Source organism: Mesorhizobium sp. SARCC-RB16n (assembly GCF_008520305.1).
Classification (GTDB): domain Bacteria; phylum Pseudomonadota; class Alphaproteobacteria; order Rhizobiales; family Rhizobiaceae; genus Mesorhizobium.
The window spans coordinates 50761-77304 of the sequence record NZ_ML703264.1; the positions used below are offsets into that span (position 1 = coordinate 50761).

General features: G+C 62.4%; 16 protein-coding genes, 1 tRNA gene and 1 pseudogene. 5 read left to right on the forward strand and 13 right to left on the reverse strand.

The genetic code is table 11. From position 1 onward, the window contains the following. The gene (locus C7I87_RS11145; protein WP_149904262.1) at positions 1 to 2736 is read left to right on the forward strand and encodes a nitrate reductase; all 2736 of its coding nucleotides are present in this window, start codon (positions 1 to 3) and stop codon (positions 2734 to 2736) included. Between the two features lie 307 nt (positions 2737 to 3043). On the opposite strand, the gene C7I87_RS11150 is transcribed toward C7I87_RS11145, so the two are convergent. Both C7I87_RS11150 and C7I87_RS11155 read right to left on the reverse strand, forming a co-directional pair. Further along, a complete protein-coding gene (locus C7I87_RS11150) occupies positions 3044 to 4597 on the reverse strand; it encodes an ABC transporter substrate-binding protein (protein ID WP_149904263.1) in 1554 nt (517 codons plus the stop codon). Positions 4598 to 4613: 16 nt separating this feature from the next. Next, positions 4614 to 6137: a sulfatase family protein gene (locus C7I87_RS11155; RefSeq protein WP_281409049.1), complete on the reverse strand. Its 1524-nt coding sequence runs from the start codon at positions 6135 to 6137 to the stop codon at positions 4614 to 4616. Positions 6138 to 6245: 108 nt separating this feature from the next. Here C7I87_RS11155 and C7I87_RS11160 point away from each other — a divergent pair, with 108 nt between their 5' ends. Both C7I87_RS11160 and C7I87_RS35940 read left to right on the forward strand, forming a co-directional pair. Further along, positions 6246 to 7142 (forward strand): LysR substrate-binding domain-containing protein, encoded by an 897-nt coding sequence (locus tag C7I87_RS11160; RefSeq protein ID WP_149904265.1) that lies wholly within the window; start codon positions 6246 to 6248, stop codon positions 7140 to 7142. 286 nt (positions 7143 to 7428) lie between these two features. Continuing rightward, on the forward strand, positions 7429 to 7815 hold the full coding sequence (locus tag C7I87_RS35940) for a DUF2384 domain-containing protein (protein ID WP_149904266.1): 387 nt from the start codon (positions 7429 to 7431) through the stop codon (positions 7813 to 7815). Here the strand turns inward: C7I87_RS35940 and C7I87_RS11170 are convergent. From C7I87_RS11170 to C7I87_RS11185, 4 genes and pseudogenes are all read right to left on the reverse strand, one after another. Next, a pseudogene (locus C7I87_RS11170) lies at positions 7813 to 8253 on the reverse strand (strawberry notch-like NTP hydrolase domain-containing protein); the annotation flags it as partial. The gene C7I87_RS35940 and the pseudogene C7I87_RS11170 overlap by 3 nt on opposite strands. Positions 8254 to 8557: 304 nt before the next feature. Next, positions 8558 to 9919, reverse strand: coding sequence for a site-specific integrase (locus C7I87_RS11175; RefSeq protein ID WP_149904267.1), 1362 nt, complete (start codon positions 9917 to 9919; stop codon positions 8558 to 8560). Between the two features lie 145 nt (positions 9920 to 10064). Further along, a tRNA-His gene (locus C7I87_RS11180) sits at positions 10065 to 10141 on the reverse strand. A gap of 350 nt (positions 10142 to 10491) precedes the next feature. Next, positions 10492 to 10950, reverse strand: coding sequence for a phasin (locus tag C7I87_RS11185; RefSeq protein WP_149904268.1), 459 nt, complete (start codon positions 10948 to 10950; stop codon positions 10492 to 10494). Positions 10951 to 11196: 246 nt separating this feature from the next. On the opposite strand from C7I87_RS11185, the gene C7I87_RS11190 reads away from it, so the two are divergent. Beyond that, the gene (locus tag C7I87_RS11190; protein WP_149904269.1) at positions 11197 to 15201 is read left to right on the forward strand and encodes a PAS domain S-box protein; all 4005 of its coding nucleotides are present in this window, start codon (positions 11197 to 11199) and stop codon (positions 15199 to 15201) included. A gap of 239 nt (positions 15202 to 15440) precedes the next feature. On the opposite strand, the gene C7I87_RS11195 is transcribed toward C7I87_RS11190, so the two are convergent. After that, entirely contained in the window at positions 15441 to 17399 is a 1959-nt protein-coding gene (locus C7I87_RS11195) for an acetoacetate--CoA ligase (protein WP_149904270.1), read from the reverse strand. A gap of 202 nt (positions 17400 to 17601) precedes the next feature. Here C7I87_RS11195 and C7I87_RS11200 point away from each other — a divergent pair, with 202 nt between their 5' ends. Continuing rightward, positions 17602 to 19455 carry an AsmA family protein gene (locus C7I87_RS11200; RefSeq protein ID WP_149904271.1) on the forward strand — a complete coding sequence of 618 codons (1854 nt, stop codon included), beginning with the start codon at positions 17602 to 17604 and terminating at the stop codon, positions 19453 to 19455. Positions 19456 to 19543: 88 nt separating this feature from the next. On the opposite strand, the gene C7I87_RS11205 is transcribed toward C7I87_RS11200, so the two are convergent. From C7I87_RS11205 to C7I87_RS11230, 6 genes are all read right to left on the reverse strand, one after another. Continuing rightward, on the reverse strand, positions 19544 to 20362 hold the full coding sequence (locus C7I87_RS11205; protein WP_023772835.1) for an ABC transporter permease: 819 nt from the start codon (positions 20360 to 20362) through the stop codon (positions 19544 to 19546). Next, positions 20359 to 21327, reverse strand: coding sequence for an ABC transporter permease subunit (locus tag C7I87_RS11210; protein ID WP_149904272.1), 969 nt, complete (start codon positions 21325 to 21327; stop codon positions 20359 to 20361). Before C7I87_RS11210 ends, C7I87_RS11205 begins: the two co-directional genes overlap by 4 nt. Before the next feature lie 10 nt (positions 21328 to 21337). Beyond that, positions 21338 to 22480: an ABC transporter ATP-binding protein gene (locus C7I87_RS11215; RefSeq protein WP_149904273.1), complete on the reverse strand. Its 1143-nt coding sequence runs from the start codon at positions 22478 to 22480 to the stop codon at positions 21338 to 21340. A gap of 75 nt (positions 22481 to 22555) precedes the next feature. After that, complete coding sequence (locus tag C7I87_RS11220; protein ID WP_149904274.1) at positions 22556 to 23653, reverse strand: polyamine ABC transporter substrate-binding protein; 1098 nt, start codon at positions 23651 to 23653, stop codon at positions 22556 to 22558. Positions 23654 to 23976: 323 nt separating this feature from the next. Then, complete coding sequence (locus tag C7I87_RS11225; RefSeq protein ID WP_149904275.1) at positions 23977 to 24927, reverse strand: DMT family transporter; 951 nt, start codon at positions 24925 to 24927, stop codon at positions 23977 to 23979. A gap of 136 nt (positions 24928 to 25063) precedes the next feature. Then, entirely contained in the window at positions 25064 to 26512 is a 1449-nt protein-coding gene (locus C7I87_RS11230) for a helix-turn-helix domain-containing protein (protein ID WP_149904276.1), read from the reverse strand. Positions 26513 to 26544: the final 32 nt, after the last annotated feature.

Genomic DNA, 26544 nt, shown 5'->3' on the forward strand with positions numbered 1-26544 from the left:
ATGGAGATTGACGAAGCGCGCGAGGTGAGGACCACCTGCCCCTATTGCGGGGTGGGCTGCGGCGTGCTGGCGAAGGTCGCCACGGACGGGCAGGTCTCCGTCCGTGGCGACCCCGACCATCCGGCGAATTTCGGCCGGCTCTGCTCGAAGGGCTCCGCGCTCGCCGAGACCATCAACCTCGACGGCCGATTGCTCCATCCGCAAATCCACGGCCGAGGCTCCTCTTGGGACGAGGCGCTCGACCTCGTGGCCTCGACCTTCTCGCAAACCATCGCCGAGCATGGGCCGGACGCGGTCGCGTTCTACGTCTCCGGCCAGCTGTTGACCGAGGATTACTATGTAGCCAACAAACTGATGAAGGGTTTTGTCGGCTCGGCCAACATCGACACCAATTCGCGTCTATGCATGGCGTCGTCGGTCGCCGGCCACCGCCGCGCGTTTGGTTCGGACACTGTGCCGGGAACCTACGAGGATCTGGAACTGGCTGATCTGATCGTGCTGGTCGGCTCCAACCTCGCCTGGTGCCATCCCGTTCTCTACCAGCGCATCGCGGCGGCCCGCGAAAAACGGCCCGAGATGAAGGTGGTGCTGGTCGACCCGCGCCGCACCATGACATCTGACATCGCCGACATGCATCTGGCGATCGCGCCGGATGGCGACGTCGCCCTGTTCACCGGCTTGCTCGCCTGGCTCGGCCAGCACAATGCGCTCGACCGTGCCTATATCACGGCGCATACGTCCGGCTTTGGACAAGCACTGTTCGCCGCCTCGGCGCTCGACCTTGCCGACGTCGCTGCCGCCACCGGCCTCAGCGAAGACGAACTCGGCCGTTTCTACAGCCTGTTCGCCAGGACGGAAAAGACCGTCACCGTCTACAGCCAGGGTGTCAACCAGTCGTCCCAGGGCACCGACAAGGTCAACGCCATCATCAATTGCCATCTCGCCACCGGCCGTATCGGAAAACTGGGCGCCGGGCCGTTTTCGGTGACTGGCCAGCCCAATGCCATGGGCGGACGTGAGGTCGGCGGCATGGCCAACATGCTTGCCGCCCATATGGAGATCGAAAGCCCCGAGCATCGAGAGCGCGTGCAGCGCTTCTGGATGGCGCCGGCGATTGCAGGGAAACCCGGCCTCAAGGCGGTCGAGATGTTCAAGGCGGTTGCCGACGGACGCGTGAAAGCGCTGTGGATCATGGCCACCAACCCGGTCGATTCGATGCCGGATGCAAGCGCCGTCGAAGCGGCGATCAAGGCCTGCCCCTTCGTCGTTGTGTCGGACGTCCTGGCCGAGACCGATACGATCCGCCACGCCCATGTCCGGCTGCCGGCGACGGCCTGGGGAGAGAAGGACGGCACCGTCACCAATTCCGAGCGCCGCATCTCGCGCCAGCGCGGGTTCTTGCCGCCCCCCGGCGAGGCGCGGCCCGACTGGTGGATCATTGCCGAGGTGGCGCGGCGCATGGGCTTTGACGAGGCATTTGCGCATGGGACGCCGGCGGAGATCTTCGCCGAGCACGCCGCGCTGTCAGGGTTCGAGAATGACGGTGCGCGCGATTTCGACATTGGCGCTTATGCCAATACTGGTGCTGAGGATTACGAAGCGCTGGCGCCCTTCCAATGGCCCGCTCCGAGCCAAGGCGTCCAAGCTCGACTTCACGTGGAGGGAGGCGCTGACACCGAACCTCGGCCAGAGGAAATCACCCCGACCAGGCACCGGCCTACCCGCTTCTTCTCCAACGGCAACTTCTACACGCCCGACCGCAAGGCGCGCTTCATCGCCATCCGCCCAACCGTCGAAACCCGCATCACCTCCGACTTCCCGCTCATCCTCAACACCGGCCGCATCCGCGACCACTGGCACACCATGACGCGCACCGGCAAAAGCCCGCGCCTGTCCCAGCACATCGCCGAGCCCTTCGCCGAGATCCACCCAGTGGATGCGCAACGCCACGGCATCGGCGATGCCGATATCGCACGCGTCTCGACTCCGCGCGGCGAGGTGCTGGTCCGCGCTCTGGTGACCACGCGTCAGCGTCAGGGCAGCCTGTTCGCGCCGATGCATTGGACCGACCAGTTCGCCGCCAGGGGCCGGCTCGACACGCTCACGGCATCGCTTACCGATCCGGTGTCGGGCCAGCCTGCGCTGAAGCATGTCGCGGCCCGCATCGGGAAATTCACCGCCAGGGCCTTCGGCTTTGCCGTGACACGCAAAAGACCTGTGACGATGGCCGCCGACTACTGGGCGGTAGCCAGATGCCGGGGCGGCTGGCGGGTCGAGCTTGCCTTTGCCAATAACGATGTCGACTGGACGGCCTTCGCCAGTTCGGTCTTGGATGCCGCGGACGCCGAAGTTCTCGCCTATCACGACCTCGTGGCCGGCCAGCACCGTATCGCTGCCTTCGATGGCGAGCATCTGGCGGGCGCCTTGTTCATCGCACCCGGTCCGGTCGCGGTGTCGCGCGGCTGGGCGGCCGAGCAGCTCGAGGAGGTCCACGCCAGCCAGAGTCAGCGCTTCAGGATCGTTGCCGGTCGCGCCGGTGCCGAGCGGCCCGATGCCGGCGCGACGGTCTGTTCCTGTTTCAATGTTGGCGCCAACCAGATCGTGGCGGCGGTGGCGGCCGGCTGCACGACGGTGGAAGCCATTGGCACCGCGTTGAAGGCAGGCACCAATTGTGGCTCCTGCCGCGCTGAGATCCGCGCCATAATCTCGGCGGGCAGGATTCAAGCGGCGGAGTGAAAGGTGTTGCAAGCGCCGTTGACTACCCTTCAGCGGTCATACCGTTCGCTGGAGAATATCTGAGGCAAGTTCAGGCTAGGGCCAGGAACACCGAGGCGCGCCTTCGACTCCAGTCTGCCAATTATGCGACTTTTCGAGCACAGACCAGGAACATTTGGCCGTTTTCCATTCATCGCCTAAGGCCAGTTTCGCGCTGGAAAAGCCAAAATGCGGGAGTTCAAAAGTGGCCGCAACGGGCCGGAAGTTGTCAGGCAGCTTCGGTACCCTCATGCACGGAAGGGGACGTTTGGTATCATAACGAGGTCGATCAACCCCCCAGCCAAACACGCTCGGCTACACGGTGGTCACTGAGCAGAAAGTTGGGGTTGGGAACGAATCCCTTGACCTCTTGGCGCGCCGCGTCGATCCAGCTGGCGAAGGCCGGGATAATCGTCGGGCAGTCGTCGTGGATCATCTGCTGCAGCTCGAAATAGACCTCGCGGCGCTTTGCCGGATCGGCCAACGAGCGCGACTCCGTAAGCTTGCGGTCGAAGCTGTCGTTCTTCCAATGCGTCTCGTTCCAGGGCGCGCCCGAGGCATAGACGGAGGAGAACATCATGCTCGCGGAAGGCCGCCCGGCCCAGAAGGAAGCGACCCACGGCTTCTTCAACCAGACGTCGCTCCAGTAGCCGTCATCGGGCTCGCGCTTGACGCTGATGGTGATGCCGGCGGGCTTGGCCGATTGCGCGAAAAGCTCCGCCGTGTTGACCGCCTGCTCGAAGGCCACCGGGGCCGCGTGCAGTTCGAGCGTGAGATCGCTTTTGCCCGCCTTCTTCAAATGGAAGCGGGCCTTGTCCGGATCATAGGTGCGCTGTGCGATGTTCGGGTTGAAGCTCGGATCGTTCGCTGCGATCGGATGGTCGTTGCCTATGCGGCCGTAGCCGGCCATCAAGAGCTTGACCATCTGCTCGCGGTCGATCGCGTGCTTCAGCGCCAGAACGACGTCCTTGTTGTTGAACGGCTCCTTGGTCGCGTCCATAGGCAGCGAAAAGTGCTGCTTGCCTTCGGTGACCACCAGATAGGCGCGAGGATCCTTCTTGAGCAGCGGGGCAATCTTATAGTCGATGCCGTTGATGATGTGGACCGAGCCGCCTTGAAGTGCCGAGACGCGAGCCGTCGCGTCATTGATCACCACCGTCTCGACCGTATCGACATGGCCGCGATCGCTTCTCCAATAGGCTTCGTTGCGCGTGGCCGTGGCGCGCACGCCGGGCTGGAAGGCCGTAAGATTGAACGGACCGGTGCCGACCGGCTTCGACCAGTCAGCGAAACCAGCGGGAACCATGGCGAAGTGTAGGTCTGACAGCACATAGTCCATATCCGGATTGGGCGACTTGAGCAGTATTTCGACCTGCGTCGGAGAGGCTGCGCGCACTTCGGCGATATCGGCGACCAGGCCCTTGGCCTTCGACTTGGTCTTGTCGCCGATATGCAGCCCAAGCGAATATTTGACGTCCTCGGCGTCGAGGGTCTTGCCGTTATGGAATTGCACGCCGGGCCTGAGATCCAGGATCCAGCGCTTGTTGCCGTCGCGGGCTTCCCAGCTTGCCGCCAGTTCCGGTGCGGGCTTGCCGTCGTCGCCGATCTCGACCAGCGTGTTGTAGACCTGCCGTGAGATATTGATGGAAAAGGTGCCGATCAGCTGCGTCGGGTCGAGCGTGTCGGCGGAGCTGCCGCCGTTGAGGCCGAGGCGCAGCGTGCCACCCTTATGCGGCGCCTCCGCAAGACTGGGACGCGCAAACGCGGCCATGGCGATCGCCGTCGCAGCTGTAGCCTTTAGGAAGCGGCGACGGTCCATGCCGCCCTGGATCTTGTCGTGCATGTCATTCTCCCATTTTTCAGTAGGCGCCAAGGACCTCGTTCTGTATCAGGGGCCGCGGCGGCAGCCTCTCATCGAGAACTAAGTTCAGCGCGCGCGCCTGGTCGCGGAACTCGTTCTCGGCGAATAGATTCCAGTGCTCCCAGCCATCATTCCGAAGGTCGAACAGCTCGCCCCATGCAGACTGGTTGGGATAGCGGGTGAGCCTCCACTCGTGGGAGATGACCGACTGGTTGTAGAGGCAGGCATCCCGTCGCGGATGGTATTCAGCAAACAGGAAGTCCCTGACCGACGTGGTCCGCCCGTCGATCAGAGGCGTCAGATCGATTCCATCGGTAACTGGCGCCGGCAGGCCGAGCAGCGATGCGATCGTCGCGAACAGGTCGAGATGGCTGGTGAGAGCGTCTAGGCTCGTCCCGGCGCGGATTCCGGGGCCGCATAGAACGAACGGAACCTGCAGCAATTGCCGGTACGGCGGAGGCCCTTTGCGCAGCAGGCCGTGATCGCCGAGCAGTTCGCCATGATCGGACGTGAAAAGAACGTAGGTGTTGTCAAGCATATCGGCGTTTGCGAGCGCTTGCAGTAGCCGTCCGACGGTGTCGTCGATCATCTGGATCATGCCATGCGTGTGCGCGATGGCGATGGCCAGCGTCTCGTCGGAAATATCGTCGGTTCGCAGCAGGAAACCCTGCTCGCGTGGCTGCTCGCCGCTGGCCGTGTAGGGCACCTTCATCGGATCGTCGCCTTCGCCGAGATAGGCCGGCATGCGCTCCAACTCGCCAGCACGAATCTTTGGGAGCGGCATCCGCTCCGGTCGGAAAAGGTCGCAATAGGGCCGAGGAGGGGCGAAGGGGTGATGCGGGTCCGGAAACGAGACAAACAGGCCGAACGGCTCTCGCTGCGCGCTCTGCCGCTCGATGAAGTCGATGGCCCGGTCCGCGATCCAGTTGGTGTAATGCAGCTCGGGCGGCACCGCGCTTTTCCAGACTTCGTTCAGGTCCCGCGCCCGGCTGTCGGGGCTGGCTTCGGGCTCGTAGAGGTCTACCACTTCGGGATGGTTGTGCTTGAGCCAGGCGGCATAGTGGCCGGCGCGCGTGGATTCGTTGGCTTCGCCCATCACGAGATCGACGGCGTTGAATCCGAAATAGGGGCCACGCCAGTCTTCACTTCCGGGCCTTCCCCAATAAGCGAGCGATTCCGGCATGTCACGCTCGGCGGGCGCGAGCAGCGGCTGAAAATGGAGCTTGCCGACCCCCCTTGTCGCATAGCCCGCCAGCGACAGCGTCTGCCAGAGATTTGGAAGATGCTCGTCGAGCGCCACGCCGTTGCGCCACAATCCGTGGTGGCGTGGATAAAGGCCCGTTACCATGGTCGCCCGGCTCGGCGAACAGATCTGGTTGGGGGTGAAGTGCCGATGGAAAGTCGCGCCGCGCGCGGCAATGCGGTCGATGTTGCGCGTATGGGCAACGCGGTTGCCGGTGACCGATAACGCGTCGTAGCGCATCTGGTCGGCGCAGATGAAGATGAAGTTGGCTCGCTTCACGATAGCTCCGCCCGTTTTCTGTCGACGTACGCTACGATCCGAAGCGCTGCGGAATCAAAGATCAAGATTTTCCTCCGGTATGTGCTAATCCTATACCGGGAGAGAGAGATGCGCTTTTCAGGGCTCAGCGTTCGCCAGTTGGAGGCCTTCGAGGCCATGATGGTGGCCGGCTCCGTTTCGGGCGCCGCGGTTTCCCTTAACGTATCGCAGCCCAGCGTCAGTCGCCTGCTGCAGGAACTGGAGATCGACACCGGGCTCAGCCTGTTCGACCGCTCGCACGGCCGGCTGGTTCCGACCGAGCAGGGCCTGCTGTTCTACGGCGAGGTCAGCAAGACCTTCCATGGCGCGCGCAGTCTCATCCTGGCGGCGCAGGAGATCAGGGAGTTGAAGCGCGGCGTCGTGCGAATCGGCACCCTGGCCGCGATGTCGTTCCACGTCCTGCCGGAGGCAATCCGACAGCTTCGGACCCGCTTTCCGGAAGCGAGGACCACCATCGCGGTGCGCAGTTCGACGGAGATCGTGTCATCAGTTGCCTCGCGCCTGACCGATGTCGGCGTGGTGGATGCCGACGTTTCGTTTTTAGATGCCAAATGCATCGCCACCTTCGAGCACAACAGCGTCTGCGTCATGGACGAAAGCCATCCGCTCGCCGAGCGACAGCGTGTCCGGCTGGATGATTTTTCCCGCTATCCTTTCGTGTCGCTGGGTGAGCTCTACTTCAGGCGCAGTCGCGACGGCGCCAAGCTGCTCGAAGTGACCGCAGCCAACACCGTTGCTGATATCTTTCAGTCCTTCCTGGCGTGCGCGCTGGTCAGGGGCAGCCCCTCGCTAGCGGTGGTCGATCCGTTCACGGCAAGCTACTATTCAGAGTTCGGGCTGGCGCTGAAGGAAATTGACTTCAAAGTTCCCTTTCGCACCTCGATCATCGTCAATGACCGGTCAGCGACCAGCGCGGCCGCCAGGGAAGTCATCGACGCTATGAGCAATCTGATCGATCGCGGGTAATCGTAGGTTTGACTGCTGATGGCACAAAACGATCGGAAGCCGGCTGCGAAGCTTCGGCTTGTGGCGCTACCTCGACTTGGTGGTTGGCGCTCCCAATGTCGGCTTTTGAGGAACCTCGAAATCGGTCTTGACAACCGACATTGGGGCGCATTGCTGCAGCGAGTTAACAACCGCAACGAGGATGCGGAAGCACAAGCGGTGCGCTAGAGTGGCCCAGGCTCTGTTCACTTGCTATGCCGAGAAATGTGCATATATTGTGCGTGTAAGAGAGGTCGGAGATTTTGTCATGACCCACGCACAGCTCGCACAGTCGAAAGTGGTTTCAGGGTTTGTCGATAGCCTGCAGGAGCCGCGCACTCCTTATATCTCGCCGAAGCGCCTGTCGCAGGCGCTTGGCGTGAAGGTTGCCAATTTGGCCCAGTTGACCGGCGTCCACCGCAACACGCTCCGCAACCCGTCATCGGAGCGCCTGCAGGGCCGGATGCGCGAGATGGTGAAGGTGATCTCGGCGGCAACGGAGCTCACCGGCGACGTGGACAAGGCAATCTACTGGTATCGCAATGAACCGATCGCCGATTATGGCCATCGCACGGCTGCCGAACTTGTCGCGGACGGCCAGGTCGAAGCAGTCCTGGCCTTTATCCGGGATCTCGAGAACGGGGCGCGCGGGTGAATGCCCTGCGTCGATATCCTGATCGATCGAGCGGATCAGCGTCGGCGTCTTCATCGAGGTCAAAAGATGACCGAAGAACCGCTGCTTGACGCTCTCGAAGGCCGAGCGCGCGGCTGACTTGGCCCGGCGATTCAGCGTGCCGCTGTCGCCGGTGATGTTAGCGGCCTGCATGGCTGCATCGAGATGGTTGTGAACGACGGCAAAGGCATCGGCATAGGCATCGTAGATGCGCCGCTGCTCGGGCGTCAGTTCGTGCTCGACCAGCTCATATTCGACGCCGTCGAAGGACAGCGAGCGCGCCGTGTAGAGACCAAGGGCACGAAGGTCCCGGGCGAGCACCTCCATCGCTGCCACGCCACCCGCCTCGATCGCCTCGACGAATTCCGCACGGGTCGAGAATGGCAGATCTTCACCGCCCCACAGGCCGAGCCTTTGGGCACGCGTTTCGGATTTTCGCCTTTCCCAACGTTGGAACTCGCGCCTCAATCTCATTCCGCAAGGACAGTTGGGACGCGTGGAGTGGATGTTGGTCGCAAGAAGGGTGAAATGGTGAGGTCGTACTCGCCGGCGACTCGGCCTGTTACGGCAGAGCGCATCGAGCGCGTGCTCGATCGCGTTGCTGAGATAATCGTGTCGCGAGGCGACAAGGGTGAGGCATGGGTCCCCCTGTACGACCACCTGGAGCGCGCGCTGCAAGACTACCAGGCGAGGAAAGAACGGATCGCCATTATACACGAGCGAGTCAAACGATTGCAGGATCGAACGGCAGTGCGATCTTCATAAGCTCCTCCTGCCACATCTTCATTTCACCGCCTTCGCCGTATTTCGGGCGGTCGATCGTATGGCCCATCAGCATACGCCGCAGTTCCTCATCGAGCCGTGCGTTCTTCATACGGTCCTCGAAGGAGTGGCGGAGCGAGTAGAAGGTGTGGTTTTCGGTGGGGAAGAGATTGTGCTTCTTGAAATGCTTATTGACGGCCGCCGATAGCTGCGCCTCGCGGTCCTTGTATCTCGGAAATCCGTTCGGGTGCTTTTTGAACACCTCAAGAGCGACGCCGACAAGCGGCACCTTTCGCACTGAAGATGCTGTCTTGATCTCGCGCGGATCTTCCGGATCCTCGCGAGGCTCGACCGAGATGTGCGGTACGTCGTGTTCAAGATGGATCACGCCATCATAAAGGTTCGCAATCTCGCTGGGTCGGCAGCCGGTCTCGACAAACGCCAGCACGATTCCCCGAGCTTGGTCGTTGAGGTTCTTCAAGGCTCCTGGCGCGAGGATCTTGTCTTTGATCCAGGCGGTTGGGAATGGCGGACGACTGCGCTTCGATTTGTCGCTAAAGGATAGATCGGCAAACGGGTTCTTTTGCTCAGGGAAGCCCAGATGACGAAAGTAATCTGCGTAGAGCGATCTCAGATTGGCTATATTGCGGTTGCCCGTAGAGGCTGAGCGATCGCCAGCGCCCTTCTCCGGCGCCACTCGATCAAGCCAATATTTATGAACCTTCAGCGCGTCTTCGCGCGTGATCTTGCTCATTGACTTGTCCTCGACCAGTTCGATGAATACATCGACGCTCATCTGCCGCTTGGCCTTCCAGCGCTTGCGCTGATCAGGGCTCTTGGTGCGCAACTCGTCGCAAACGATCTCGGAGAAATAGAGCTTCAGCGCATCGGATATCTTATCGTCGGGTCGCTCGACCATGCCCGCGACTGCGTCCACCACAGGCGATTTCGCCGGCTCAGATATCGTGTTTTCGAAGCGCTGTAGGATGTTTTCCAATGGTTCGGCGGTGAGAATTTCGGCCAGCGGCCGATAAACGAATCCCAGCGACTCGGCGCGCTTGATGGCTTGGTCGTATCGGACGCGCGCCGCCTGTGGATTTTCACCCAGCATCAACGATGCCCACAAAGCATTGTCGGCTGCCTCGTTGAGATCTCGGGCGGTACGCGCCTTTTTTCGGTCAGCGGTGCCGAGGGCGCGCCGAACGAATGCACCACGCCGGTCGAGGTCGCCGACTTCCTTGGGAACGCGGCGATAGTAATGGAAATGATCGCCCCTCAGTCGCAGGAAGCGGTCAGGATCTTGCTCTTCACGACGTCGTCCCATGGTACCAAGACGCTTTTTGTATCACAATAGGTAGCACAATATGTAGCACAAAACAGCAAAACGCCGCAATGGCTAAGCCCTGCTTCGGCTAAGCCCTGCTTCGCAAATTTCTGTAGTAAAACCAGATACTTATGGGGAAAGCCGATGGTACCGTTGGCTGGGATCGAACCAGCGACCTCCGGATCCACAATCCGGCGCTCTAACCATCTGAGCTACAACGGCACGTCTTGACGTTAGTAGCAGGATCGAGGCGGAAGGTTCATCCTCCGCGATCCGCTCTGTCGTTCGGCGATGCGTCCTTACGGGCTTATGGATTCTAATTCAAGGCTTTTGCAAAGCAAAGGCCACTTCCCCACAGCGGTGCACCTTTCGACAGGCAAAGAAAAAGGCCGGCGGGAGGAGGTGCCGGCCTTTTCCTGTTACGAGCCAGCGGGAGGAGGTGCTGGCTGGTCACCCCGGAGGTGGAGGGAGGAGGTTCCACCCGCCGGGTATTCATTTGACCGTCACTATCTCACATCTATTTGTCCGACAAAATGCGACCTTTTGTTGCATCCGCGGATGATGCGCAATTATTAGGCGGCTTTGACTTCCTTGATCGCCTTTTCGAAGGCGGTCTTGATCGGCTTCGAGACATCCTCGGCCGCCTTGGAGGCAACAGCCTGGAAGTCTTTGACCTGCTCGACGCTCAGTTCGACGCGCTTGCGCAGGAACGCGGTCTGCAGCTCGACGACTTCCGACAGCGACTTGGCGCCGATCAGGGCTTCGAGATGCGAGAAGCCGGCCTCGGCGTTGGCACGCAACGCCGCGATGGTCTTGAGCGACAGGTCGCTGGAAACAGTCTTGGCGGTTTCGTAGGTCGACTCCAGGGCCTTCTGGGTCTCCTCGGCGCCGGTCTTGAGCTTGGCATAGGCCTCTTTCGACTGCTCAACGCCCTTTTCGGCGAAAGCGCGCATCTGGTCGGTGGCCTTGGAAGCGTCGAAGCTCGGGAATTCAACGTTTTCGATCGTGTCGGCAGTCTTGGTCCTGGACATTTTCCATCCTTTTTCAGCGGCAGCGGCTTTGACAGAAAGCCGTCTCGTTCATGTATGATGGCAATATAAAGGCAAATTTTGTGCATTGCAATATCTTTGTTGCAGTGCACAAAAAAATGTTTTGGCCGTTAACCAAACGGCCAAAATTCAGCCTTTGCACGTTCTGGCTTGTGGACCTTCGTGGCTGCGGCTTTTATTAACAAAGCGTTAACTGCAAATTCGCCGCTCCGAGGGTCCGCCAAGCGCATGCCGTCCGAATATTCTTTCCTCGACGTCGCCGTGCTCGACGCGGTCCGCCAGCGGTTTGCCGCCGGCGACGCGATCGCGATCCTGTCGGTGGACCTCGAGCAGGTGATCTGGGCCAATGGGCCGGGCGCCGCCATGTTCGGCTATCCCGATATCGAAGCGATCATCGGCGCCTCGGCGCAGCTGCCGCTGATCGCGCGCCGCCAGATCATGGCGACCAGCGGTTTTCCGCAGATCGGCGGCGATCGCTCGATCACGGTGCGCCTGGCGACCGGCATGACCAGCCGCGCCGTCGGCTTTCTTGCCAGTGCCGTGACGCTGCCCGATGGCGAGAACGCCATCATGCTGGCGGTGCCGGCGGCGCAGACCGGCTCGCGCAGTGCCGCCGAGATCGCCAGCCGGGCGATCAGCGGCTTTACCGAAGACGGCCATTTCATTGCCTTCATCGACGCCAAGGGAAATGTCGAGGCCGCCTCGGAGGGATTTTCGGCGCTCGGCATCCAGCCTGCGACATTGGCGGCCCTGGTGGCCGACGTCACGGCCGAGGGCGAGCGCATCGTCAAGCGCCTCGTTCCGGGCGGCAGGACCTCCTACCCCGCCGGCCTCGTCCGGCTGACGCCGGAGCGGCATCTGCTGGTGGTGATCGACGAGGATCAACTCGAGGACAGCACGACTGGCGCGGCGGACGGCTCGCCCGCAGCAACGGAAAGCCCCGTCAAAGAGATTGGCGGCACCTCGGCGGCAGCGGAAACCGCCGCGGTAGAATCCGGGTCTCGGCCGGACAATCAGCCGACCGCGGATGCTTCGCGGACAGAGGCGGTCGAACAACCAACTGGCGATGCCGAGGCCGAACAGGAGCTCGCCCCTTCCGAGCCCGTGGCTGACGATATGCCGGAACGGGCAATGCGAGAGACTGACGGGCCGGCCGCGCCGGCACCGGTCGCCGCCGACAACGATCAGCTGGCGGCGGGTACGCCGGCACAGCACGATCACTGGTATTTCAATGCCGGAGAAGACGACGCGCCGGCCACGCCGGAACCGAAAAGCGTGGCCGAGGCGGTCGCCACCGAGACTTCGGTGGACAGCGTGAAGCAGGACGAGGCCACCTCCCCCGCAGCCCCAACCGCAACTGCGGCCACCCGGACGATAGACCGTTCGGCGGCCCCGCTGCGTTTTGTCTGGCGTACCGACGCCGAGGGCAAGTTCAGCGCGCTGTCCCCGGAATTCGCCGACATCGTCGGCCATCCGGCCGCCGACGTAATCGGCCGACGCTTCAGGGATGTCGCGGCGGCCTTCGGCCTTGATGCGTCCGGCGAGATCGCCGGCCTGCTGGAGCGGCGCGACACCTGGTCCGGCCGCTCGGTGCTGTGGCCGGTCGTCGGCACCGACCTGAAGATCCCGGTCGACCTGGCGGCATTGCCCGTCTACGGCCGCAGCCGCGCCTTCGAAGGCTTCCGCGGCTTCGGCGTCGCGCGAACCGGGGATGCGGTCGTCGATCCGGAAGCGATCGGCATGGCATTGGTGCCCAATGGCGAGATACCGGCGGCACCGAAAACGGAAGCCGTGGAGACGGTGCCTGAGGAGCCAAAGGCCGAAGAGCCAAAGGCATCGGATCCGTTCAAGGGCGAAGTGCCGGCGCTGACCATCGTACCGAAGCCGGAGCGGCGCTTCGCCGACAAGGTCATCCGGCTGGCCGAACACAGGCAACCGGCCAATGACAAGGGGCTGTCGACGCTAGAACGCAGCGCGTTCCGCGAGATCGGCGAGCGGCTGAAGAAAGACAGCTCCACGGCAGAGCCGTCGGAGGCTGAACCAGCCAAGCCGGCAAGGCGGGCGGAACGAGGTGCCGGAACAGGCCCCTTGCCGGAGCCGCAAGACGCGACCAGGCCGGTGAGCGATGCGAAGCCGCCGGCGGACATCGCCACCCCGGATGCCGACCCAACAGGTTCGAGCCAGGAACCGAACACCGGCCCGGCGCATGGGCTGCCAGCCTCAGGTGCGGAACACGAGCGGGATGCGGGGGAACCTTCCCTTGGCGATGCCGAGGATCTGAGGGATCTGGCACGGCTCGACGGTGCGCAACCGGACCAGGTCGAACAACAGGCGCCGACCTCCGAATCCCCGCTGCCGGCGGCCTCGGGCTCCCTGCTCGACTACGCCGATAAAGAGGACAAGCCTGCCGATGTCGCCGACGACAGCGACGAGGAGCCAGCGCCCGAGGCACAAGAGATAATCGGGGATGGCGAGGCGTCGGCTCAGTCAGGACCTGCCAAGGCGCCGGCCGATGACGAGAGCATGACGTCAGACGATTTTCGCGACGCCGAGGACAATGAGGATTGGGTCGACGAGGAAGCGGCTGCATCCGGCGAGGAAACGATTGCTGCCAGCGGCGGAACCGGCGGCACGCATGAAGCGGCCGAGACATTTGCCGAGCGGCCACGCCTGCAAGTGCCGCCGCTCAAAGCCGAAGGGTTCATGCCGTCGGCTTTTTCCGTCGGCAATGAAAACAAGACGCCGGATACATCGCTGCTCGGCAAGCTGCCGGTGCCGCTCATCATTCATTCGGGCGATCAGTTGCACTATGCCAACGAGGAATTCCTCGACCTGACCGGGTACGGGACGCTGGAGGACCTGGAGGACGCGGGCGGCCTTGGCGCTTTGTTTGCCGATCCTTATGCCGATGACGGCGCCTCCGACGGCAGCGACCGGGCGCTGCGGCTGAAGACGCGCGACGGACAGGAATTTGCTATCGACGCCATCCTGCGCTCCGTGCCCTGGCGCGACGGCAAGGCCCTAATGCTGGTCGTTCGCCGTTCCGGCGAGGACGATGCGCCCACGGCGGCGCACGCGATCGGCGAGGAGCCGACGCAGCCCGACATTTCCGAGCTCAAGGCGCGCATCGCCGAGATGCGCACCATCATCGATACCGCGACCGACGGGGTCGTGCTGATCGGCAGCGACGGCACCATCCGTTCGATCAGCCGCCCAGCCGAGGCGCTGTTCGGTTTCGACAGCGACGAGGTGACCGGCAAGCCGTTCGCTTCGCTGTTTGCCATCGAGAGCCAGCGCGCGGCGCGCGACTATCTCACCGGCCTGTTGGAGCCCGGCGTGGCGAGCGTCTTGAATGATGGCCGCGAGGTGATCGGCCGCGAAGCACAGGGGCGCTTCATCCCGCTGTTCATGACCATCGGCCGGCTGCCCAACGATAGCGGCTTCTGCGCGGTGGTACGCGACATCACGCAGTGGAAGCGGGCCGAGGAGGATCTCACCCAGGCGCGTGCGGTGGCCGAACGCGCGTCCTCGCAGAAGACCGATTTCCTCGCCCGCATCAGCCACGAGATCCGCACGCCGCTCAACGCCATCATCGGCTTTTCCGAGTTGATGGTCGACGAGAAGTTCGGGCCGGTCGCCAATGACCGCTACCGCGACTATCTGCGCGACATCAACCGCTCGGGCAACCACGTGCTCGACCTGGTCAACGACCTCCTGGACATCTCGAAGATCGAGGCCGGCCAGCAGGAAATGGCTTATGAGGCGGTGTCACTCAACGATACGCTGGCCGAAACCGTGGCGATGATGCAGCCACAGGCCAATCGCGAACGCGTCATCATCCGCTCCAGCTTCGCCTCGCGGCTGCCGGAAGTGGTGGCCGACCTTCGCAGCGTGCGGCAGATCGCGCTCAACATACTGTCCAATGCCGTCCGCTATACCCAGGCCGGCGGCCAGGTGATCGTCTCGACCGCCTATGAGACCTCGGGCGACGTCGTCATGCGGGTGCGCGATACAGGCATCGGCATGAGCCAGGCGGAGATCGAGCAGGCACTGAAGCCGTTCAAGCAGATCAATGCCCTGAAGCGCGGGCGCGGCGACGGCACCGGCCTTGGCCTGCCGCTGACCAAGGCGATGGTGGAAGCCAACCGCGCCCGCTTCACCATCAATTCGACGCCCGGCGAAGGCACGCTGGTGGAGGTCGCCTTCCCGTCGACCCGGGTGCTGGCGGAATAGCAAGTCCAAAAGAAAAGGCGCCCAAAGGACGCCTTAAGAGATGAGATTGCTGTCACAACGGGGGCTTGAGCTGAATTCAGATCCTCGGGGCTGAGGAACGGGATTTCTCCCTCAAGTTACGTGCGACTATCGATGCCGGGCCTTAACAAGTCCTTACCGGGTCGCCAAAAAATTTACGAATGTGTACCACTCGTGAAATCTAGGTAAATTCGCGCGACATATTTCGTTAACCATGCCTGTCACCCGGCAAGCTGTGGCAGGTTCCTGAACAACTCCAGCGCTTCCGGGTTGGCGAGCGCCTCCTTGTTCTTGATGGCACGGCCGTGCACTACATCGCGTACCGCAAGTTCGGTGATCTTGCCCGACTTGGTGCGCGGGATGTCCGACACGGCGACGATCCTGGCCGGCACGTGGCGCGGGCTGGCACCGGTACGAATTTTGCCCCGGATGCGCTTCTCCAGATCGTCGTCGAGCTTGACACCCGCGGCCAGGCGCACGAACAGCACGACACGCACGTCATTGTCGAAATCCTGGCCGATGCACAGCGCCTCCAGGATCTCGGGCATCTGCTCGACCTGATTGTAGATCTCCGCCGTGCCGATACGCACGCCTCCGGGATTGAGTGTGGCATCGGAGCGGCCGTGAATGATCATGCCGCCATGATCGGTCCATTCGGCGAAATCGCCATGGCACCAGACATTGTCGAAACGCTCGAAATAGGCCGCCTGGTATTTCTTGCCGTCGGGATCGTTCCAGAAGCCGATCGGCATGGACGGGAAAGCCTTGGTGCAAACCAGCTCGCCCTTCTCCTGCCTGACCGGCTTGCCGTCGTCGTCCCAGACATCGACGGCCAGGCCAAGGCCGGGCCCCTGGATCTCCCCGGTCCAGACCGGCTGGATCGGCACGCCGAGCACGAAGCACGACACGATGTCGGTGCCGCCCGATACCGAGGCCAGATGCACATCCTTCTTGATGCCGTCATAGACGAAGCGGAAATCCTCGGGCGAAAGCGGCGACCCCGTGGAGGATATCGCACGCACAGTAGACAGATCATGGCTGCGGATCGGCTTGAGGCCAGCCTTGCGCACGGAATCGATGAACTTGGCCGAGGTGCCGAAGAAGGTCATCTTCTCGGCGTCGGCGAAATCGAACAGCACCTTGCCATCAGGATAGAAGGGCGAACCGTCGTAAAGCAGCAGCGTGACACCCGAAGCCAGACCCGATATCAGCCAGTTCCACATCATCCAGCCGCAGGTGGTGAAGTAGAAGAAGCGGTCGCCGTCGCCGAGGCCGGCATGCAGCCTGTGTTCCTTGACATGCTGGATCAGCGTACCGCCGGCCGAATGGACGATGCATTTGGGAATGCCGGTGGTACCGGACGAAAACAGGATGTAGAGCGGATGCGAAAACGGCAGCCGCTCGAAGGTGACGGGCTTGACGGCGAAGGGCGACAGCGCCTCTTCCATCGCCACCGCCTTGTCGATGGTATCAGCAACATCGGTGGAGGTGCCGAGATAGTCGACAAGCAGGACCTTGCGGACACTGCCGAGCCTGGCCGCGACCGCCTTGACCTTGTCGGCGACCTCGATCGCCTTGCCATTGTACCAATAGCCGTCCGGCGCGATGAAGATAACGGGTTCTATCTGGCCGAACCGGTCGAGCACGCCCTGCTCGCCGAAATCGGGAGAACAGGATGACCACACCGCCCCGATCGAGGCTGCAGCCAGCATGGCGGCGACGGCTTCGGGCATGTTGGGCATCATCGCCGCTATACGGTCACCCTTCTTCACCTTGAGCGACAGGAAAAGCTGCTGCAGGCGCGAGACCAGGCCATGCAATTCGTTCCACGACAGCCGCCTCTCGACCTTGTCCTCGCCGCGAAAGACGATTGCCTCGCCGGCACCGGTCTTCTTCAGAAGGTTCTCGGCGAAATTCAGCGACGCGTCTGGGAAGAAAGCGGCACCCGGCATCTTCTCGCCATCGAGCAGCAGTCGTTCACCCTTGTCGCCTTCAAGACCGCAGAAATCCCAGACGAGGTCCCAGAACGTCTCCCTGTTCTCGACCGACCAGCGATGAAGATCGGCATAGGAGGAGAATGGATTGCCGGTACTCGCCGCTGCGGCCTTCATGAAGGCCGTCAAGGGCGAGGCATCAATCTGGTCTTGCGTCGGGGTCCAGAGCGGTACTTCGCCAGCCATGATCGATCCTCCCACGGTCGTCATCGCTTATGCATATCGCAGCGCAGCAGAGCAAGATTTTGTTGGGCCGACTCAGCCAGGTGTGCGCAAATGCCATCGCCGGGCCATAAAGACTTGAAATGCGTCAGCCCTAAGTCGTAGTGACGACGGGGTTACACCCGTCGGACGATCGTTTTATCGGAATGGAAGCATACGGGGCTATATGCCATCATCCTTGATCCGCCGCGGAGTATGGGCGATCGGCGCTGCCGCGATCGTCATCGCTCTGGTGATCGCTGCCCTGCCGCTGATCGCCTCGACGCGGATCGTGCGTGACCGCATCGCCTGGGAATTGAGCGCCTGGAGCGGCTTTCGGGTTGCCATCGAGGGGTCGCCGCGCATCGAGGTCTGGCCGAAATTCCGCGCGATCCTGACCGATGTGACGCTGTCCAAATGGACGGACGCCGATGCGCCGCCGGTCGTCGAAGCCGAACGGGTCGAGGTCGACCTCTCGGCCATGGCGGCATTGCAGGGCGATGTGGTGTTTTCCACGGCACGGCTGGTGCGGCCGACCATCCGGGTGCAGCGCACGGCGGACGGGCTGTTTCTGCCCACGGCGCCGACCGGCGGGCGCATCGCGCGTTCCATCGACGCGGCTCGTGGCCTGGTCAACGCCGACCCCGCCAAGCCCGACCTCGACAAGCTGCCTGCCGACACTTTCGGCACCGTGGAGTTCAGGGATGGCCGCATGGTGGCTTCCGTCAACGGCAAGGATGTGGAAATCCTGAGCAGTCTTAGCGGCCAGGCCACATGGGCGGCGATGAACAGCAACGCGACGCTGTCCGCGACCGGAATCTGGCGTGGCGAAAGCGTGACCGTGGATGCCGCCTCGCCGAGACCGCTGGTCCTGTTTGCCGGGGGCATGGCGCCGCTCGCTCTTTCATTCAAGGCAGCGCCCGCCACCTTCTCGTTCGACGGCACGGCCAGCATGTCCGCAAACGCCTATTTCGACGGCCAGGTGAAATTCGCGGCCCCGTCGCTGCGCCGCGTGCTGGAATGGTCGCAGGCCGGCATCGCTCAGACCGCGGCGATCGGCTCGGTCAGCATTTCGAGTAAGGTCACGGCGTCGGCCGGGCGCGTCAAATTCGAAAACACGGCGCTGGCGCTGGACAACAACCCGGGCATGGGCGCGCTGGACGTGTCGCTTGGCGAGACACAGCCGGTGATCTCGGGCACACTTGCCTTCGACACGCTCGACCTCAGGTCGTTCCTATCCGCTTTCACGCCGCTGGGACCGGCGAGCAGCGGCGAACCGGGTCAGGTCGACAGGAGTTTCGCCGACAGGGTCAATCTCGATCTCAGGCTGTCGGCGGCCCATGCCACGGCGGGGAGCATCCAGCTTGCCGATGTCGCGGCCACCGCCCAGGTCAAGGACGGCCTTTCCGTGTTCGATATCTCCGATGCCTCGGCTTTTGGCGGCAACATCCAGACCAGCCTTCGTTTCGACCGCAAACCCGAGGGTACCCAGGTCGAGATGCGGCTGCTGGCGTCCGATGTCGATGGCGGCGCGTTCGGTACCGCGGCCGGGATGACCCGGCTGGTGCCGGTCGGCACGGGCACCGTTTCGGTCATCCTCAAGGGACCGGGAAGGACTTGGGATTCGATCTTTGAAAATGCCGACGGCTCGGTCTCGGCGACCTTCGGCCCTGGCGCGCTCAGCAAGTTCAACCTGCCGGCCTTTCTTAAGCATACCGAGCAAGGCGGCTTCTTCGCGCTCGACGATGTTTCGGACGGGACGCTGCCTATCGATGGGGCCGAAGTGAAGGCAACCATTTCGAGAGGCGTGGCCAGAATCGACAAGGCCGAGGCCAATTCGGCGAAATACAAGATCTGGCTTTCGGGCATCGCATCCTACGCAGGACGCGGACTGGCGCTGTCGGGCGGCGTCATCCAGTCGGATCAGCCAGCAACGCAAAAGAGCGGCCAGCAGGGACCGAACCAGTCGTCGTTTTTCGTCGGCGGAACGTGGAGCACGCCGTTCATTTCACCCATCAGCCGCGGCGTTTCGGGCGAATAACGCCTTGCGCCTGAAGCGCCGCTCCTAACTCTTTGTTCTTACGTAATTCCGGACGGAAAACCGCTGCGCACTTTTCCTGGAATTGCTCCTAACCGCGTTGCGCGGCCCGCTCGTCAAGCTGCCGCTGCACCTCGCGCCGCTTGTTGGCGACCGAAGCGATGATGACGCCAATCGTGACGATTGCGATCAGAAGGGTGCAGGCGGCATTGATCTCCGGCGTCACACCGAGGCGGACCTGGCTGTAGATCTTCATCGGCAGCGTGGTGGCGCCAGGGCCTGAAGCAAAGCTGGCGATGACTAGGTCGTCCAGCGACAGCGTGAAGGCCAGCATCCAGCCCGACACGATTGCTGGCAGAATGACCGGCAGCGTGATCTGGAAGAAGGTCTTCACCGGCGGCGCGCCAAGATCCATGGCGGCTTCTTCAAGAGAGCGATCGAAGCTGACAAGCCGCGACTGCACGACGACCGCGACAAAGCACATCGTGAAGGTGATATGCGCGAGGATCACGGTCGTCATGCCGCGATCCATGCCGATGGCGACAAACAGCAGGAGCAGCGACAGACCGGTGATGACATCAGGCATGACCAATGGTGCGAAAATCATGCCGGAGAACAGGACCCTGCCCCGGAAGCGTGTGTAGCGGGTCAGCGCCAAGGCTCCCATGGTGCCGAGAACCGTGGCCACGGTCGCCGAAATCAGACCGACGCGAATGGTCACCCATGCCGCGTCCATCAGGCCCTGATTGTGGAACAGCGAAACGTACCATTTGGTGGAAAAGCCGCCCCAGACGGTGACGAGCTTGGACTCGTTGAAGGAGAAGACGACGAGCAGCACGATCGGCAAATAGAGAAAGGCAAAACCGAGCGTGATCGAGGTGATGTTGAAGCGGCTCCAGGTGGTGTTCATTTGTCCTGCTCCTGCGCGCGGGCCTGGGCATGCTGGAACAACACGATCGGCACGATCAGCAGCAGCAGCAGGATGACGGCAACGGCCGACGACACCGGCCAGTCACGATTGGCGAAAAATTCGTTCCACAGCGTCTTGCCGATCATCAGCGTCTGCGAGCCGCCGAGCAGGTCGGGGATGACGAACTCGCCGACGGCAGGAATGAACACCAACAGGCAGCCGGCAATGACGCCGGGCAGCGACAGCGGAAAGGTGATCTTCCAGAAGGCAGCGGTCGGTGGGCAGCCGAGATCCTTGGCTGCCTCGATCAGGGAATAGTCCATCTTTTCCAATGACGAATAAAGCGGCAGCACCATGAACGGTAGGTAGGAATAGACGATGCCGATGAAGATAGCCGTGTAGGTGTTGAGGATCACCAGCGGCTGGTTGATGATGTGCAGCGACAAGAGCAACTGGTTGAGCAGACCCTCGGGCTTCAGGATGCCGATCCAGGCATAAACGCGGATCAGGAACGACGTCCAGAACGGCAGGATGACCAGCATCAGCAATGTCGGGCGGATCGTGGCCGGAGCGCGGGCCATGCCATAGGCGATGGGATAGCCAACCAGCAAGGTCAGCACCGTCGAGATGGCAGCGATGACGACGCTGGTGAGGTAGGCCCTGAAATAGAGTGCGTCTTGCGTCAGCCAGACATAATTGTCGAAGTTGAGGTCGCGAAAACCGGTGAAGAAGCCGGAAATGCCGTCCCTGAAATCGAGCACCGGCGTATAGGGCGGCATGGCGATAGCCGTCTGCGACAGCGATATCTTGAAGACGATGACGAAGGGGACGAGAAAGAAGAACAGCAGCCAGAGATAGGGAACGATGATGACGAGCCGGCTGACGAAGCCGGCGCCCAGTCGCATCATGAACGGCTTGGCGGCAGTCGGTGGCGGGGCGGCATCGGCGACGGCGATATTGGACATGACCGCCCCCTTACCGCGCCAGCACGACGCCGGCATCAGGCCGGAATGACACCCAGGCACGGTCGTTCCAGGTCAGAGGATCCTCGGTCACACGGGCCGCGTTCAGGGCGCTTGCCCGCACGATCTGCCCGTCGTCCAGCCTGACGTGATAGACGGTCATGTCGCCGAGATAGGCGATGTCGTAAACCTCGCCCTCCAGCGCGTTGACGGCATCGACCGGCTTCTTAGACGAGACCCTGATCTTCTCCGGTCTGATGGCGAAGACGATATTGGCATCGGCCCTTGCGGCCGCGCCACCATTTTCGACGACGATCTGCGCTCCGCTTGGGCCTGTAATGCGCGTCGTGTTGGCCGACTGTTCGGCAATCTTGCCCTCGAACATGTTCACGTTGCCGACGAAATGGGCGACGAAGCGCGACGTCGGGGCTTCGTAGACTTCCGGCGGCGTCGCAACCTGCATGACCTCGCCCTTGTCCATGATGGCGATGCGATCGGCCATCGTCATCGCCTCTTCCTGGTCATGGGTGACGACGACGAAGGTGAGACCAAGCTCCTGCTGCAAATCCATCAGTTCGAACTGGGTTTCCTCGCGCAGTTTCTTGTCGAGCGCGCCGAGCGGCTCGTCGAGCAGCAGTACCTTCGGTCGCTTGGCGACCGAGCGGGCGAGTGCGACGCGCTGGCGCTGGCCGCCGGAGAGCTGGTGCGGCTTGCGCTTGGCGAACTGCTCGAGCTTGACCAGCTTAAGCATCTCGGCGACGCGCTTTTGGATATCGGGCTTCGGCATGCCTTCCTGCCTGAGGCCGAAGGCGATGTTGTTCTCGACCGTCATATGCGGGAACAGGGCATAGGACTGGAACATCATGTTGACCGGCCGGCGATAGGGAGGAATGCCGCGCAGGTCTTGGCCATCGAGCAGGATGCGGCCGGCTGTCGGTTCCTCGAAGCCGGCAAGCATCCTGAGCAGCGTCGACTTTCCGCACCCCGAGGCGCCAAGCAGGGCGAAGAATTCACGTTCGAAAATGGTCAGCGACAGATTGTTGACGGCGGTGAAGTCACCGAATTTCTTGGTGACCTTGTCGAACTGGATATATGGCTTGGCGTTCGGGTCTTTCCATGGCGTGAAATCCCTACGGATGCTGCCAAGCGATTTCATGTCCCACTCCGTGCTTTTTTATTCCCCAAAAGAAATCGGCCCCGGCAGTTGGCTGCCGGGGTCGCGTCGGATTGCCTACTGGCCGGTGACGATCTTGGTCCAGCTGCGCGTGACGACGCGCTGGGTCTTGGGATCGTAAGGCTGGACGGTATAGAGCTTCTGCAAGGTCGCGGCGTCCGGATAGACCGACGGATCGTCGAGCAGCGTCTTGTCGACGAATTGCTGCGAAGCCTTGTTGCCGTTGGCATAAAGGACATAGTTCGACGACTTGGCGATCACTTCCGGCGTCATCATGTAGTTGATGAATTCGAGCGCCTCGGCGACATGCGGCGCATCAGCGGGGATCGCCATCTGATCGAACCACATCTGGGCGCCCTCCTTCGGCACTGAATACCCTATTTCCACGCCTTGCTTGGCCTCGACCGCGCGGTTGCGAGCCTGGAACACATCACCCGACCAGCCGACCGCCAGGCAGATGTCGCCATTGGCAAGTGCGTTGATGTATTCGGACGAGTGGAATTTCCGGATGTAGGGACGGATCTTGAGAAGAGCTTCCTCAGCCTTGGCGATATCGTCAGGCGAGGTGCTGTTGGGGTCCAGGCCGAGATATTTCAGCGCCGCCGGCAGGATGTCGGACGGAGAATCCAGCACATAGACGCCGCAGTCCTTCAATTTGGCCAGGCTGTCCGGATTGAAGAAGGTATCCCAGCTGTCGATCTTGTCGGTGCCGAGTGCTGCCTTCACTTTCTTGATGTTATAGCCGATGCCGACCGTGCCCCACATGTAATTGACCGAGTATTCGTTGCCGGGGTCGTATTTGGCGGTGCGCTCCGTAACCGTATCCCACATGTTGGACAGGTTCGGCAGCTTCGACTTGTCGAGCTTCTGGAACACACCCGCCTGGATCTGGCGGGCGAGGAAATTGCCGCTCGGCACGACGACGTCGTAGCCGCTGCCGCCGGCGAGCAGTTTGGTTTCGAGGATTTCGTTGGAATCGAAGGTGTCGTAGACGACCTTGATGCCGGTCTTCTTGGTGAAGTCATCGATGATCGAACTGTCGATATAGTCCGACCAGTTGAAGACGTTGACGACGCGGTCCTCGGCGTGACCGGCGGGCGTCAAAAGCGCCAGAAATACCGAGGTCGCCGAAAGCCAGAGCGCTTTGCGGATCATGCTATTCTCCTTTGGTGAGTGTTCCATTGCCGGCTCGTCACGACATGCGCGCGGCCGGGCATTTGATTCAGACTGTTGAGCTTTCCAGAGGCCGACAAGCGCCATTCGGCACGCCTGCAGCCGCCCGGTCGTTCGGGGCGGGAAGGAATTGCGGTGCCGTCAGAAGCTTTCGCCGCCGCGCGGACAGAGATACAAGAATGTGGTCCGGTCTCGATCGAGCCGCCGGGGAGACTTGGCAAGATACGCCTGTCTTGTTGTTGCCGTGTTTCCAGCCTGCCCGGGCGGCAGCGACGTTGTCAATGGGCAAAGCTTCAGCGCCGGCATCAATTAGGCGAAGGCACTCCTGTAACCCCGGCACGCTGCGGCCGCGCCTGGCGCTTGAATTCGAGCCCAATATGGACAAGCAGCGCCGTGACCACCACCGCGCCGCCGATGATGGTGCGCCCGGACGGCACCTCGGAATGGATGAGCCAGACCCATATCGGCCCCAGGATCGGCTCGAACGTGCCGAGCAGTGCCGCGATCGCCGCCGGGATCAGGCGCGCGCCGGTGGCAAAGAAAGCAAGGCCAAGGCCTAGATTGACCACGCCGAAGACGAAGAGAAAGCCCATGTCGCCGGCCGACACCATGAAGGTCGAGGCCTGCGAGGCAGCGAACCCCGCCGCCAGGGTCGTGCCGAGACAGGTCGCCGGCGTCATGCGCACGCTGGAGAAGCGCCGGGTGATGACGGTGGCGATCGAGAACATGAACGCGATCAGCAGCGCCAGCCCATCGCCCATGGGCGAGACGGCGCCGTCAAGAGATTCAGACACCATGATGGCGACGCCGGCGATGACGGCGGCAATCGCCATCCAGGTGGCGACGGTTACTCTTTCGCGAAACAGCGCCCAGGCAAACAGGGCCGCCAGGAGCGGCACGCCGGCTTGCATCAAGAGAATGTTGGCGACGGTGGTATAGGCAAGCGCCACGACGAACGAGGTCGACGCAATGGCGAAGCAGAATCCTACCGCAATGCCTGGCAGGCCCATGTCCCGGAATGACTTCACCATGCCGCGCCAGCCGTCACGCCAGACCATGAAGCAGAGCAGAAAGGCGGCAGCCCAGACGGAGCGCCAGAAAATAACCGTCCAGCTGTCAGCGACGTTGATGAAGCGGGCGATGGTGCCGCCGAAACTCCACATCAGCGCCGACAGGAACACCAGAAGCATGCCGACGCGTTCCTCGCGCGGCGAGGCTGTCGGCGCAACAAGGGTCTGAGATGCCGTGTCTGTCATGGGCGCGACTGTCGAGCTTTTGTGGACGGGACGATGCGCAAGGGACGACAAAAAACTACTCTGTTCGCGTAACGCAAAGACTTCAGCCGCGGGTGATCCAGAGATTGGCGACGATTGTGGCACCTTTGCTGCAGCGTTACTGGAAGTCGAACGCGCTCAGGCCGGTCACCATCTCATCGAGGCCGAGCGGACGCGTCACCGGCGGCTCGGCGCGCGCCAGGCAACCGACACGCTCGCAAAGCCGGCAGGCCGGGCCGACAGGAGTCGCAGCGATGGTGACCGCCCCCATCTTTGCGCCGACTGCCGTGCCGGGCAGGGCAGCGCCGTAGACGATGTCGTCGCGAAAGCCGATATCGCAGCCGAGCAGCAGTGCCGTGCGGCGCGGGCGTTCGGAGAATGCGCCTTGCGGCCCCTCCAGCGTACGGGCCATGCACAGGAACTCGGCGCCGTCAGGCATTTCCACCGCCTCGACGAATATCTGGCCGGGCTGGGTGAAGGCGACATGCACGGGAAGCTTCGGACAGCCGCCGCCAAATCGGCTTTGCGGAAAGCCCTGGCTGCCGGCCTTGCGAAAGCGGTTTCCGGCACTGTCGACCTCCAGCATGAAGAAGGGCACGCCAGAAGCACCTGGCCGCTGCAGCATGGTCAGCCGGTTTGCCGCCTGCTCAAAGGAAACGCCAAAGCGCGAGCGCAGGACGTCGATGTCGTAGCGTGAGCGAACGGCCGCCGCATGAAAGGCCTGATAAGGCATCATCAACGCATGGGCGGCATAGCGGCCGAGTTCGAAGCGGGCAAGGCGGCGCGCCTCGTCGGTGGCCAGCCTCAGCGCCTGAATCTCGCCGGCGACCGCGACCGTCATGCGGATCAGGCAGGCCTCCATCGCGACTTCACGCAGCTGGTCGAATGGCGACAGGCGCTCGGACAGGAACAGGCGCTGCGAGTGGCGGTCGTAGCGGCGGCGCCAGTTCGGCATGGTGGCGACCGGCAAAACCTTGACCACAATGCCGTATTCGCGTTTCAGCCATGCCTTCAGTGCGCCAAACAGGTCGTCGCCGGGATCAAGCACCGACGTGAACGTCTCGGCCTCTTCCTCCAGCGAGGCAAAATGGTTCGGCCGCCGCTCGAAAATCTCGTGCACTTCGTCGATCGGCAGGCGGGCGCCGGAGAGCGCGGTCGCACGGCCCTCTCGCGCCAGAAGCTCATTGAGGTCGGACAACCGCTCGGCCTGCTCGCGATAGGCGCGGAACAGTTTTATTACCGCGGCGGAGGCATTGGGCGCAGCCTCTGCAAGCTCGATCAGTTCCTGATCTCCCGGCAGTTCGCCAACCAGCAACGGATCGGTGAACACCTCCTTCAAGGCAGCGACCGATCCCCTTGCCTCGCCCTGCAACTCATGCGGATCGACTTTGTAGGCCGAGGCCAGCTTCAGGATCAGCTGCACCGTCAGCGGCCGCTGGTTGCGCTCGATCAGGTTGAGGTAGGACGGCGAGATGCCGAGCCCCTCGGCCATCGCCGTCTGGGTCAGGCCCTTGGCGTTGCGGATGCGGCGAATGCGCGGCCCGGCGAAAATCTTCTGATCAGCCATCGACTGTCCTTGACAGGAATTTACATGACATC